The following is a 13,084-nucleotide window of genomic DNA, read 5'->3' as shown; positions in this document are numbered from 1 at the left end:
TGCCCCTGCGGCTGAAGGCCGTCTCCTGCCCGCTCTCGAACGCAGCTAGTCGATCTCGCGAAGGAAATCGGGAACCGCTTCCCCGATCGATGCAAGATAGCCGGCCATCGCACCGGCGACTTTGCGCACCGCCGGACGTGCGGTCATCCGTTCACGCCACGCGAGCAGGCAGGGGGTTTCGTCCGTCATCGGTGCGCCCTTGCGCGCGCCGAACAACTGCGCCATGTAGAACGCGATGTCGGCGTAGGAATACGTTCCGGCCAGAAACGCGCGATCCGCCAGCACGCGCTCCATGCGCCGATAGTTGTGGGCCGCTTCGGCGCGCGCAGCCTGTGCCGCCGGATCGTCCGGTGTCCCCTCCAGCCCCATCAGCCGGACGACGTGAGGAAAATAGATCTCGTCGCTACAGTGTTCGAGCTGACGCGCGATCGCGCGCGCCGCCGGATGCGCCGGCCATAGCGCGGGATCAGGCTTCAGATCCTCGAGATACTCGAAGATCTGCGTGGAATCGAACAGCTCCAGATCGCCGTCGATCAGCACCGGCACCTGCCGCTTCGGGTTGATGCGCAACACATCCGGATGTCTGGGATCGTAGCCGCGCTGCTGGCTGAACGGCACCATCACCAGCTCGAAGTCGATGCCCTTCTCGTGCGCCGCAATCTCGACCTTCGCCCCGAACATGCTCAGCGGCCCGGAAATGATCTTCATCGTTTGATCCCCTGTGGTGTCATGCTGCGCAACCTGCGTCGATGAAACAGACCAGGAATGCGGCACAGCATAAGGCCGAAAACATGACACCTCATGTCAGGTATTTGCGGTAACGTGTCGCTCATGAAAGCGAGCCGCCTGTTGTCGATCATGATGATGCTGCAAGCGCGCGGCCGGATGACCGCCCCGGCGCTCGCCGAAGCATTGGAAGTATCCGAGCGCACGATCCTGCGCGACATCGACCAGCTTTCCACGGCCGGCGTGCCGATCTGGGGCGATCGCGGCCGCAACGGCGGCTTTCAGTTGAGCGACGGCTGGCGTACCGATCTCACCGGGCTCACCGAGCAAGAAGCGCATGCGCTGATTCTGGCGGGCTTGCCGGGGCCGGCGAGAGAACTCGGCCTCGACGGTATGGCGACTTCCGCGCGGCTGAAGATGATCGCCAGCCTGCCGCCCGGCTCACGCGAGCACGCCGATCGCGTCGCCAGCCGGCTGCACGTCGACACCGTGGATTGGTACCGGGCGCAGGAAACGCCGGCATTCCTGCGTGAAGTCGCCGATGCGGTGTGGGGTTCGTATCGTATCGACGTGAAGTATCAGAGCTGGAGCAGCGTGTCCCGCCGCGAACTCGAACCGCTCGGCCTGGTGCTCAAGGGCGGCGCCTGGTACCTGATTGCCAAGGTGGTCGGCAAGCCGGGCGCACTCACGTTCCGGCTCGCGAATATCCTCGAACTCGACGCAACGCGCCGCCGCTTCAAGCGTCCCGCGCGATTCGACCTCGCGACGCACTGGCGCGACGCGATGAGCCGGTACGAAACCGACCTCAATCGGCTAACTGCCCATATCGCCGTGTCGCCGCGCGGCGAGACCTGGCTGGCCAACGCGCGGGTCAAGGCCGAGCCGGCGTCGCAGGATACCGGCAGCGCGGAGGTACCGCCGGGATGGAAGGTGTTCCTGATGCCGATCGAATCCATCGAGCACGGCGCACGGAAACTGCTGGGGTACGGCGCACACGTGAAAATCCTCGGGCCGCAAGCGCTCAAGGATCAATTCTTCGAAGCGTTGTCGCAGATGCAGGCGCTTTATCGAGCAAGCGACGATTGAAGCGCGGGCTTTCGCTGCAACGCAGCCGTCGCACGGTGCGTTCCCACGAGCGACCGGGCAGTTATCGGCGATGCGTCGGAACCAGCCGAGCACATACGCCGACAACCCGGCAAGAACGGTAGCTGCTTGATTGACTCGCAGCTTGCATCCGGCATCAACGGAATCGTTCAGATGACGCGTAGAGTCTCGAGTGATGGTAACTGCCGGTGACCAGCACCGATCCATCGGTCAACAACGTGGCCGCATGCATCGATCGTGGATCGCTCATATTCGCAATCGCAGCCCAGTTCCCGGTGGCCGGATCAAAAATCTCCGCCGACGTACCATTCCCGCTGTAACTGGCGTCGTAGTTGCCCGTCACGACGACACGCCCATCCGGCAGCCCGGTGGCTTGAGCTTCAACACGCGGCATGACCATCGGCCCCGTCAGTGTCCAGGCCCCGGTCACCGGATCATACTGCTCGGCAGTAAGCGAAGCACTCGTTCCGCCTGCCACCAGTACCTTGCCATTCGGCAGCATCGCCGCGGTCGGGCTGGATCGCTTGACATTCATATCGCGAGCAAGGGTCCACGTGCCACTGCGTACATCGTATAGCTCGGCCGTCGCCGTGATGCCGGCCGGACTGCCCCCGCCCGCCACCAGCACTCTTCCGCCGGGCAGCAACGTTGCGATGTGATGCGCCCGCGCGACATTCAGACTGCCGGTGGTCGTCCACGTCCCGCTGACTGGATCGAACAACTCGGCCTCGGCAACGTAGGTGCCGAAATCGCCTATCTCGATGCCGCCAACCACCAGGACCCTGCCGTCCGGCAACAGTGTCGATGTCGCCTTACTTCGCCCACGCTTCATGTGGCCGACAGGGGTCCACGTACCGGTTGACGGATCGTACAATTCCGCCGTCCGTGTCGTGGTCCCACCGGCCACCAGCACCTTGCCATTCGCCAGCCTGGTTGCCGTGTGTTCGGTGCGTGAGGTCTGCATTTTTCCTGCAAGCGCCCATGCGCCGTTTACCGGGTTGTATCGCTCGGCCATGTCAACCAGCCCGCCCGTACCCACTCCACCCGCCACCAGAACTTCACCGCTGGATAGCAACGTTGCCGTATGCCAGGCCCGCGCCTCGAACATGCTGCCGCCAGGCACCCATTCACCACTCGTCGCCAGGATCACCGAAATATTCAGTTGTGCCTGTATCGTGCCCGCGCCGTTGCTTCCCGAAATCAGGAATGTCATCGGGCCTTGAGCACGGGTCGGTGTCCCGCCGATCGCGCCCGTCTGCGCGTTCAGACTCAACCCTTCAGGCAATGCCGGGGATACCGCGTACTGCGTAATGCTGCCGCCCGCCGACTTCGGCACATTCGGCGCAATCACCTGGCCAACTTTATAAGTCACGGTCTGGTTTGCATACTCGAGATGCAATGGCGGGACCACTGCCTCTCGCACTTCGAGCGTGAACTGTGTCGTTGCGTTGCCTGCGCTGTTGCTGCCGGTCACCCGGTAAGAAGCCGGGCCGGTGGCTGCCGTTGGCGTTCCCACGATTGCGCCGGTCGCCGGATCAAGTGCGAGCCCGCTCGGCAATGGCGGCGATATCGTGAATTGCGCCGCCCCGCCGCCAGATGTGACGGGGACGATGCCCGTGACGGCTTTACCGGCGGTGAGGATGATCGCTTCGTTCCCGTAGGCAATGGCTGCGGGAGCAACGGTAAGCGGCTTCACCTCTATCTGCATCCGCGCCGTGACACTTCCCTGAGCGTTGTTTCCCGTCACCGTGTAAATTTCGCTCGACGCAACCGTGGACGGTACACCGCTGATGACGCCAGTGCGCGGATCTTGTACAAGTCCGGCTGGTAGCGCCGGCGATATGCTGTATATGGTAATCGCGCTACCACTACTGGACGGGGTATTCGGCGTGATGCTTTCACCGACTCGATATACGGCGACCGGCATGAGGTAGGAAAGACCGGCCGGGGAAACGACTGCACTGTCCGTTGTACGCGACACGTTCTGGTCGCCGGACCCGTCGCCACCACCACACCCCGTCAGCGATACGGCAAGCACCAGCCCGCATGCCGGCCAAAGTTTTCGTCCGATTCGAATCATGACCCTGCTCCCCCGCGAATGAACGCACGCTCTCATTTATTTAGTTTTACAGATTAATTGAAACTGTTTTTCGCACCGGAAGCAACCGATGCAGCCTCTCTTCAGGACACGCAATTCTGACGAAATGCCGACGAAGATTACCAGATATTTTCAAGAAGATTTCTTCAATAAATGTCAAACGGCGGGATGCCCGCTCACCAAGAATCGTCCCCTCGTCGACGAACATAAACGCGGCATCCCGCGGCCGGCATCCCGAACGGGATTGACCGCCGCCAGGCCCGGCGATCGTTCACGCAAGCCGCCTGGTTGGTGCAAAGACCTGGATGCAGAATCCACCTGCTGCTCAGTCGATCGGTCAATTCCGTACAACGAAAGCTCACACCGCAGTCAGGCCACTTCCGCCGCAGGGAAATCCCTGCACCCACCCGCCGGATTCGCCGCGCTCGAATCGACACTTCGGAAACGCTCAATTGGCTTGCCGTTGACATGCTCTTACCCTGTCCGTCACGAATCGGATTCACTCGAATCCCGCGGACAGGCAGCAGCAAGCGACATCGGTTTCCCCTGATCAAGCGGCACACGTTTCCTGCTCCCGCAGGTCGTCTTCACGGGCAAGGTGCGATACCGCCAGTCAACCCGGATGCCGATTCCGCGACGTCTTCTTCCTGATCGCCGTTCCGGTTCGTCCGCGCGTGGTCGCAAGCGGGCATGCGGCTCGGCCTCTCCCGATCGCCTGCCCGACGCGCACCCGCACGAAACATGTCAAGCGAGCGTGACCGTCATCGGCACGTGCCTGCAAAAAACGGGCTGCACCCGCGGTGTCGCGAGCAAGACCGTCGCGCCCGTGAGAACCCGGAAGGTCCGCCTGGCAATAAAACCGATACAACAAAGGTAAGGAGACAACGTGAGTCAAGCAACGCCGCAGGCCCGAAGCCGTCTATTCGTCATCTTTCTATGTTTCCTGACGCTCGTAGCCGATGGCTACGATCTCATCGTCTACGGTGCAACCGTTCCGCATCTGCTGAGTGAACCCGGCTGGCACCTGAGCCCGGCCGGCGCGGGCATGATCGGAAGCTGGACCCTGGTCGGCCTGATGGTCGGGCTGGCGGTGGCCGGCCCGCTGACCGACCGCATCGGCCGGCGTCGCCTGCTGATGACGGGCGTCCTGTGGTTTTCCGTCGGCTCGATCGTCTGTGCGCTCGCCACGTCGCCGACCTTCCTGGGCGCCGCCCGCTTCGTCACGGGCATCGGCATGGGCGGCGTCGTGCCGTCCGCCGTCGCGATGTCGGTCGAGTACGCCCCCAAGGGCCGACGCCAGTTGTACAACGCGCTCACGCTGACCGGCTATTCGGTGGGCGGCATCGTGAGCGCCCTGGTCGCCATCGCATTGCTGCACGACCATGGATGGCGCACGTTGTACGCGATCGGCGCGTTCTATGCGGTGATCCTGCCGATGATGGCCTTCTTCCTTCCCGAATCGGTGGACTTCCTGGTCGATCGCGGCCGCGTCGACGAAGCACGCACGCTCGCGGCCCGGTATTCGCTCGACTTCGACCAGATCCTGCAGGACAAGCAGGCACAGCAAGCGTCGCAAGACGGCGCGCAAGCAATACGCGGCTACCGGCTGGTGCTGTCCCGCGAATTCCGAACCACCGCGTTGCTGCTGGTATTCATGACGTTCTGCGTCCAGGTGATCACCTACGGGCTCAACGCGTGGCTGCCGCAGCTGATGCGCTCGGCCGGCTATCCGCTCGGGTCGTCGCTGCAGTTCCTGCTGGTGATGCAGTTCGGCGCGGTCGTCGGCATGCTCGGCGGCGCATGGCTGGCCGACCGGTTCGGCTCGAAACGCGTGATGTTTCCGTTCCTCGTCATCGGCGCACTGTCGCTGGTCGCACTGAGCCAGAAGCTCGATTTCGCGTGGCTGATGCTCGCGGTGTTCGGCGCCGGGCTGGGTTCGATCGGCACCAGCAGCCTGATCTACGGCTATATCGCCGCGCACTTCCCGACGGCGTGCCGCGGCTCGGCACTGGGCGGCGCGCAGGCCATCGGGCGCTTCGGCTCGATCCTGGGCCCGATGATCGGCGGCTGGATCGTCGGCGCGAACCTCGGACTGCACTGGAATTTCTATGCGTTCGCGATTCCCGCCATCATCGCGGCGACCGTCGTGCCGCTGATTCCGTCATCGCAATAAGACACCCCCTCATGGAAATCTACGATTACATCGTGGTGGGCGCCGGCTCGTCGGGCTGCGTGGTCGCCAGCCGGCTGTCCGAGGACCCTGCCGTGCGCGTGCTGCTCGTCGAGGCCGGCCCGGACATGAACAACTTCTGGGTACGCACGCCCGCCGGTGCGGGCAAGCTGTTCATGAACAAGCGCTTCAACTGGGCGTTCGATACCGAGCCGGTGCCGACGCTCGGCGGCCGCACGGTGTACTGGCCGCGCGGCAAGGGGCTCGGCGGCAGCAGCGCGATCAACGGCATGATCTACATGCGCGGCCAGCCGAGCGATTTCGACCATTGGGCCGCACTCGGCAACGACGGCTGGGGCTGGAACGACGTGTTGCCGCATTTCATCCGGTCGGAAACGAACCAGCGCGGCGCGAATGCCTATCACGGCGGTCAGGGCCCGTTGCACGTGAGCGATGCGGCGATCACCCATCCGACCGCCGACGATTTCATCGCCGCCGCGCAACAGGTGGGCATTCGACGCAGCGACGATCTCAACGGGCCGCCGCACGAAGGGGTCGCCTATCGGCAATACACGATCCGCAACGGGCGCCGCCATACGTCGTACAACGCGTTCATCGAGCCCGTTCGCCATCGCCGCAACCTGACCGTCCATACCGGCGTGCGCGTGACGCGCGTGCTGCTGGAATCGGGCCAGGCCACCGGCATCGAGGTGCTCGACAACGACGAGCGGCGCCGGATCGTCGCCACGCGGGAAGTGATTCTGTCGGGCGGCGCGCTCGCGTCGCCGCATCTGCTGATGCTGTCGGGCATCGGCGATGCCGACGCGTTGCACCGGCACGGGATCGCCGCGACGGTCGAATCGCCCGACGTGGGCCGCCACCTGCAGGATCACTGGTTCGGCTCGTTCGCGTGGCGCGTCACGCCGGAAAGCTCGTACAACCACCAGCTGCGCGGGCTGCGGAAGTATCTGGAAGGCGCGCGCTACCTGCTCACCGGCGGCGGCTATCTCGCGATCGGCGCGGCGCCCGTGACCGCCTATGCGCGCAGCGAGGCCGGGCGTCCGGAGGCGGACCTGCAACTGACGGTAAGCCCGATGACGTTCAAGTTCGATGCGTCGGGCGACCCGGTCGTCGACGACTATCCGGCCATCGGCGGGTCGATGGTGCTGCTGACGCCCGATTCACGCGGCCATATGGCGCTGAAGTCGCCCGACCCGCTGCAGGCGCCCGCGTTTCATCCGAACTACCTGAGCGACGCCGGCGACATCCGCCGTTCGCTCGCGGGCTTGCGGATGCTGCGACGCATTGCCGACGCCGCACCGCTCGCATCGCGGATCGTCCACGAGCTCGCGCCCGGCGCCGCCGTCACGACCGACGAACAGTTGCTCGCGCACCTCAAGGCGAACGGCAACAGCGGCTGGCATCAGGTCGGCACCTGCCGGATGGGCGTCGATGCGCAGGCTGTCGTCGACCCGCGGCTGCGCGTACGCGGCGTGGCCCGGCTGCGCGTCATCGACGCGTCCGTCATGCCGCGGATCGTGGCCGGCAACACCAACGCGGCCTGCATCATGATCGGCGAGAAGGGCGCCGACATGATTCGCGCGGATGCCACCGCGCCCCGGGCCGTTTCCGTCTGACTCCACACACCAGGACGACCTCACCTCTCATGCAAGCAAACGACCGAACCATTCCGCTGGACCATCCCGACTGCTTCTACATCGACGGCCAGTGGACGCCCTCGCCTTCCGCCGAAACCGTCGAAGTGCTCGACGGCAGCACGGAGCGCGTGGCGGCGCGGGTGGCACGCGCCGACGCGGCCGTCGCCGCGCGTGCGATCGATGCGGCACGCCGCGCGTTCGACCAGGGGCCGTGGCCGCGCATGACGCCGGCCGAGCGGGCCGCCTGCCTGGAACGGATCGCGCAACGCCTCGAAGCGGCGAACGACGAGTTCGCGCGCGGCTGGAGCATCGAGTCGGGCATCCTCCAGCGGATCGCGAAGCCGCGCATCGGCCAGTTTCTCGGCGCGGCGTTTCGGCAGTACGCGGCCATGGCCGACACCTACCCGTTCGTCGAGCCGCACCGCTCGGTGACCGGACACCAGGCGTATGCCGTCAAGGAAGCGGTGGGCGTCGTCCTCGCGATCGTGCCGTGGAACGGCCCGGCCGCGCTGATCGCGTACAAGGTCGCACCCGCGCTGCTCGCGGGCTGCACGGTCATCATCAAGCCGTCGCCGGAAGCGCCGACTTCCGCGTACCTGTTCGCGCAGATCTGCGACGAGATCGGCTTGCCGCCCGGCGTCGTCAACGTCGTGACCGCCGATCGCGAGGTGTCCGAGGCGATGGTGCGAAATCCGTCCGTCGACAAGATCACCTTCACGGGTTCCACCGCAGCCGGCCGCAGCATCAGCGAGGTCGCGGCCGGGCGGATCGCGCGCGTCACGCTCGAACTGGGCGGCAAATCGGCGGCGCTCGTGCTGGACGACTACGATATCGACGCGGCCGCGCAGGTGCTCGGCAAGTCGTACTTCAGCTACCTGACCGGGCAGGTTTGCCACAGCCTGACGCGCATCATCGTGCCGCGCGCGAAGCACGACACGATGGTCGACGCATTGAGCGAGGCCGCGCGCGCGATGGTGCTCGGCGACCCGTTCAGCGACACCACGACGGTCGGCCCGCTGGCCACCGCGCGACAGCGCGACACGGTCGAGCACCATGTAGCCAAGGGCATCGCCGAAGGCGCGACGCTCGCCGCCGGCGGCGCACGCCCGCGCCATCTGTCGCGTGGCTTCTTTTTCGAGCCGACGGTGTTCGCCAACGTCGACAACCGGTCGACTCTCGCACAGCAGGAAATCTTCGGGCCGGTGCTGTCCGTGATCGCGGCGGACAGCGAAGCGCATGCGATCGAACTCGCCAACGATTCCATCTTCGGCCTGAATGCGGTGGTGTTCACGTCCGACGCCCAGCATGCGTTGCAGGTTGCGCGGCAACTGCGTACCGGCACCGTGGGACACAATGCGTCGCGCACGGACTTCTCGATCGGCTTCGGAGGCTTCAAGCAATCCGGTATCGGGCGCGAAGGCGGTGTCGAAGGGTTGAATGCGTTCGTCGAATCGAAGACGATCGTGCTCGATCAGCCGCTTGCGTAGTCCGCGAAGAAAGCGCAAACCGCCTGGTCGACGCGGTCGAACAGGCGGTTCAGGTTCAGGTCTGGATTGACGCACGCGGGATGCCTGTCCTTCCCGAGGCCCCGTGCTTCGCTAACCCGCGCGGCCGGGGCCTTCCGCATTTCGTCATGCCACGGGCGCGTCTTCAGGCAGGTCGAGCAATTGCTCGATCAACGCACGCGCGATCGGATTCAACTCGCGACCGCGTGCCGTGGCGACCTGGACGCGGCGCACGGCCCACGGCTCCGCCAGTTCGAGCACGGCGACCCGGCTGAACAGCTCATGGCTCACCATGCATTCCGGCTGGACCGTCACACCGAGCCCGGCCTGCACCAGGCTCACGGCCACGCCGGTGCTGCGGACATCGTATCGCGGCTGGAAATCCACGCCGAGCCGGCGCGCCGCCGCCCGGATCGCGCCGACCATCGCCCCGACGACGATCAGGTTCTCCGACAGCAGATCCTCGGTCGTGACGCTCGTGCGCGTGGCGAGCAGATGCCCCTGCGGCACGACCGCGATGAGACGATCCTCGCGATAAGGCGTGACGTCGACGCCGCCGAGATCGAGCGCGTGAGCGGCCGCGAATACACCGACGTCGACTTCGCCGCGTGCGACCGCCTGCACGATGCCGGCATTGTCGAGCTCACGCACCACGATATTGACGAGCGGATACGCGCGCTGGAATTCGCCGATCTCGCGCGCGAGAAACGGCACGATGATCGAGCGCGCCGACGCGATCGTCAGCTCGCCCCGCATGCCGTCGGTAAACGCCGCGATCTCCGAGCGCATGTCGTCGAGGTTCGCGAAGATCCGCCGGAGATAACGGACGAGCACCTCGCCCGCCGGGCTCGGCAGCACCCCTTTCGGGCTGCGTTCGAGCAGCTTGATGCCTGCGATGTCCTCGAGATCCTGGATCCGCTTGGTGGCCGTCGAGGCGGCCACGTTCTCGCGAATCGCCGCCAGGCCGATCTGTTGCTCCTCGACCGCCGACAGGAACAGCTTCAACGTCAACAGATCGACCTGCCGAATCAGGTGCAGGCGATTGAAAGTACTCATGTCTCCCCTCATGCACGTCTTCAGGACGTCGGCGGACGGTGCGGCTGTCGCCACGCGTCGCGCGAGCGCCCTGTCAGGGTCATCCGATGCAATCCAGGACCGCGGCGCCACTCCAGGCCTCCGGGACACTGGCATTCGATACCGATCGCGCACTGCCGGCCACGCAGTGCGTCGCGTCAACGTGCGACTCGCCGGCACCTCGACGGTGCCGGCGATGCACGCCCGGTGGATCGACTCTCAGGTTTTCGTCCGGCCCCGGATCGCGCGAACACGGTCGCACCGGCGACGATTTTTTGGCTGTCGACCGCCGCCGACCGCTACCGCGCTATGCGTGCCGGCTCGCGTTGAGCAGCGCTTCGAGCGACGGATTGTCGGCGCCGATCTCCCTCGCCGCATGCAAGGGCGGGGTACGCTTGCCGTCGAACGACAACGGCAGCCCGACCAATCCGATTTCGTCGTCCGACGGCTTTTCGATGATGCCGAGCGCATGCGTCTGCGCATGGTCGACCACCTCCGCCGTCGTCTGGATCGGCGCAACGGGAATGCCGGCAGCCTGCAATCGCGCCTGCCACACCGCGCGGGTGTCCGTCGACAAGCGCTCGCCGATCAGGCGATCGATCTCCGTCCGGTTCTTCAGCCGCGCCGCATTGGTCGCGAACCGGTCGTCGAGCGCCCATTCGGGGCGATCCAGCGCCGCGCACAGCTTCGCGAACAGCGTGTCGTTCGCCGAGCTGACGATCAGGTGACCGTCCGTGGTCGAATACGCGCGGTGCGGCACGATGAACGCGACGCCGGAACCGTGGCGGCCGCCGGTGTCGCCGTCCGCGTTGTAGTTCGCGATGCTGACGGTCATCCACGCCAGCGCGGTTTCCAGCAGCGAACCGTTGACGGTTGCGCCGCAATGCTTGACCTGACGGCGATACAACGCAGACAGGATGCCGATGACGGCCCACAGCCCCGAGCCGAAATCGACGATCGACACCCCGGCGCGAACCGGCGACTGCCCTTCTTCGCCGGTAATGCTCATGATCCCCGAGAACGCCTGCATCAGCGGATCGTAGCCGGGCAGCGTGTTCATCGGGCCGAGATGGCCGAACGCACCGATCTCGCAGTAGACCAGTTCCGGCTTGGTCACGCGCAGGCTGTCGGAATCGAGACCGTATTCGGCGCTGGAGCCGGGTCGCAGGTTGTGCAGGAAGACGTCCGCCCGCTCCGCGATCAGCTGGTGCAGCGTCTCGAGTTGCTCGCGGTCCTTGATATCGATGCAGATCGCGCGCTTGCCCCGATTGAGCCCGTGATAGGCAGCGCCGCTGCCCTTCCATTCGCTCGGCCCCCAACCGCGGGCCGAGTCGCCCGTCGGGCGCTCGACCTTCCAGACTTCGGCACCCAGCGCCGCCAGGACCCTTCCGGCGAACGGCGCCGACGCGCTATCGCTCAGTTCGACTACCACGACACCCGACAGCGGCAGATCGCGTAACATGTCGCTTCTCCTGATTTCGTATTTATTGCGGTTGCGGCACGCCGTCCGTTTCGGGCGCAACCACGCCGCCCGAACGCAGCATCCCGTCGATTTCGTTGCGCTCGAAGCCGTACTCCTCAAGCAGCGCCACCGAGTGCTCGCCCAGACGCGGCGCCGGATAACGCAGCGCCGGTGCGCTCTCGCTCCATTGCTGCGGAATGCCGAGCGTACGAATCAGCCCCTCCGACGGGTGCTCCTGCTCCGCGAAGAACCCGACCGCCGTCATGTGCGGATCGTCGATCAGCGTTTCGGGCGTATTCATCTCGATCACCGGAATGTCGGCTTCGGTCAGCGTGTTCACCCATTCGGCCGTGGTCCGCGTCTCGAACACGCGCGCGAGAAATGCATACAGGTGCGCGATGTGCTCGGTCCGACCGCCGATGTTGTTGAAGCGCGGGTCCTCGGCCATCTCGGGATGCCCGGACAGCAGGAAAAAGCGCTTCCAGTGATGGTCCGCATAGACGTTCACGCCGATGTAGCCATCGCGCGTGCGATACGGGCGCCGGTCCGGATTCATCATCCGCGCATAGCCCCAGTCGCCGAGCGGCGGGACGAACGTGTGTCCGTACAGGTGATCGCCCATCACGAAATGCGCGAAGGTCTCGAGCATCGGCACGAACACCTGCTGGCCGACGCCCGTCTTCTCGCGCCGGTACAGCGCCATCGCCACCGCGTTGCTGGTCGCCATCCCGACCACCCGATCGGCGATCGCGCTCGCGACATAGGTCGGCGGGCCATTCTTGCGGCTTTGCAGCACCGGCATGCCGACCGCGGCCTGGATCAGGTCGTCGTAGGCCGGGCGCGACGCATACGGGCCGTTCTGCCCGAAGCCGAAGGCGCCGCAGTAGATGATGCGCGGGTTGAGCTTGCGCACGTCCTCGTACGCGATGCCGAGCTTCGCCATCGTGTGCGGCCGCATGCTGTACAGCAGCACGTCGGCGGTTTCCGCCATCCGCTTCAGCGACGCGATGCCGTCCGGGTGCTTCAGGTTCAGCACGAGGCTGCGCTTGTTTCGATTCAGATGCAGGAAGATCGGGCCCATGCCGGGATGCCGGCTCGGCCCGATGTTGCGCGTCGTGTCGCCGTCGCGCGATTCGATCTTGCACACGTCGGCGCCCATGTCCGCCAGCAGCAGCGAAGCGTAGGGGCCCATGAAGTTCGACGTCAGGTCGAGCACGCGTACACCGTCGAGTGGTCCGGCCATGTCAGCCTCCGTCGACGGATTGGGAATGCAGGTTCACGATGTCT

Annotated in this window: 9 protein-coding genes; 4 read left to right on the top strand and 5 right to left on the bottom strand. The window is 65.4% G+C overall.

Translation table 11 applies throughout. The annotated features are described in order from the left end of the window. Positions 1 to 45: 45 nt before the first annotated feature. Entirely contained in the window at positions 46 to 708 is a 663-nt protein-coding gene (locus tag G3N93_RS01570) for a glutathione S-transferase family protein (protein WP_206132168.1), read from the bottom strand. Between the two features lie 123 nt (positions 709 to 831). Between G3N93_RS01570 and G3N93_RS01565 the strand changes: the two genes are divergently transcribed. Then, positions 832 to 1,812 (top strand): YafY family protein, encoded by a 981-nt coding sequence (locus G3N93_RS01565; RefSeq protein WP_174939233.1) that lies wholly within the window; start codon positions 832 to 834, stop codon positions 1,810 to 1,812. A 154-nt stretch (positions 1,813 to 1,966) separates the two neighbouring features. On the opposite strand, the gene G3N93_RS01560 is transcribed toward G3N93_RS01565, so the two are convergent. After that, entirely contained in the window at positions 1,967 to 3,910 is a 1,944-nt protein-coding gene (locus G3N93_RS01560; protein WP_206132167.1) for a putative Ig domain-containing protein, read from the bottom strand. A 904-nt stretch (positions 3,911 to 4,814) separates the two neighbouring features. Here G3N93_RS01560 and G3N93_RS01555 point away from each other — a divergent pair. From G3N93_RS01555 to G3N93_RS01545, 3 genes are read left to right on the top strand one after another with little or no spacing between them, the layout of a single operon-like run. Beyond that, positions 4,815 to 6,101, top strand: a complete 1,287-nt coding sequence (locus G3N93_RS01555; protein ID WP_206132166.1) for an aromatic acid/H+ symport family MFS transporter — start codon at positions 4,815 to 4,817, stop codon at positions 6,099 to 6,101. Positions 6,102 to 6,112: 11 nt separating this feature from the next. Next, positions 6,113 to 7,735, top strand: coding sequence for a GMC family oxidoreductase (locus G3N93_RS01550; protein ID WP_206132165.1), 1,623 nt, complete (start codon positions 6,113 to 6,115; stop codon positions 7,733 to 7,735). 29 nt (positions 7,736 to 7,764) lie between these two features. Continuing rightward, positions 7,765 to 9,243: an aldehyde dehydrogenase gene (locus G3N93_RS01545; RefSeq protein ID WP_206132164.1), complete on the top strand. Its 1,479-nt coding sequence runs from the start codon at positions 7,765 to 7,767 to the stop codon at positions 9,241 to 9,243. A 144-nt stretch (positions 9,244 to 9,387) separates the two neighbouring features. Here the strand turns inward: G3N93_RS01545 and G3N93_RS01540 are convergent, their stop codons facing one another. The 3 genes from G3N93_RS01540 to G3N93_RS01530 form a co-directional block, all read right to left on the bottom strand. Next, complete coding sequence (locus G3N93_RS01540; protein ID WP_206132163.1) at positions 9,388 to 10,317, bottom strand: LysR family transcriptional regulator; 930 nt, start codon at positions 10,315 to 10,317, stop codon at positions 9,388 to 9,390. A gap of 325 nt (positions 10,318 to 10,642) precedes the next feature. Further along, the gene (locus tag G3N93_RS01535; RefSeq protein WP_174939223.1) at positions 10,643 to 11,797 is read right to left on the bottom strand and encodes a CaiB/BaiF CoA-transferase family protein; all 1,155 of its coding nucleotides are present in this window, start codon (positions 11,795 to 11,797) and stop codon (positions 10,643 to 10,645) included. A gap of 22 nt (positions 11,798 to 11,819) precedes the next feature. Further along, positions 11,820 to 13,040 (bottom strand): CaiB/BaiF CoA-transferase family protein, encoded by a 1,221-nt coding sequence (locus tag G3N93_RS01530; protein ID WP_174939221.1) that lies wholly within the window; start codon positions 13,038 to 13,040, stop codon positions 11,820 to 11,822. Positions 13,041 to 13,084: the final 44 nt, after the last annotated feature.

It is taken from the genome of Burkholderia sp. Se-20378, from assembly GCF_017104665.1.
Lineage (GTDB): Bacteria > Pseudomonadota > Gammaproteobacteria > Burkholderiales > Burkholderiaceae > Burkholderia > Burkholderia lata.
This window is presented reverse-complemented; position numbering and strand designations above follow the sequence as displayed.

Excerpts from the sequence above, each read along its gene's own strand:
- G3N93_RS01535 (WP_174939223.1), bottom strand. The coding sequence starts at position 11,797 with ATGTTACGCGATCTGCCGCTGTCGGGTGTCGTGGTAGTCGAACTGAGC.
- G3N93_RS01565 (WP_174939233.1), top strand. The coding sequence starts at position 832 with ATGAAAGCGAGCCGCCTGTTGTCGATCATGATGATGCTGCAAGCGCGC.
- G3N93_RS01550 (WP_206132165.1), top strand. The coding sequence starts at position 6,113 with ATGGAAATCTACGATTACATCGTGGTGGGCGCCGGCTCGTCGGGCTGC.
- G3N93_RS01570 (WP_206132168.1), bottom strand. The coding sequence starts at position 708 with ATGAAGATCATTTCCGGGCCGCTGAGCATGTTCGGGGCGAAGGTCGAG.
- G3N93_RS01560 (WP_206132167.1), bottom strand. The coding sequence starts at position 3,910 with ATGATTCGAATCGGACGAAAACTTTGGCCGGCATGCGGGCTGGTGCTT.
- G3N93_RS01530 (WP_174939221.1), bottom strand. The coding sequence starts at position 13,040 with ATGGCCGGACCACTCGACGGTGTACGCGTGCTCGACCTGACGTCGAAC.
- G3N93_RS01545 (WP_206132164.1), top strand. The coding sequence starts at position 7,765 with ATGCAAGCAAACGACCGAACCATTCCGCTGGACCATCCCGACTGCTTC.
- G3N93_RS01540 (WP_206132163.1), bottom strand. The coding sequence starts at position 10,317 with ATGAGTACTTTCAATCGCCTGCACCTGATTCGGCAGGTCGATCTGTTG.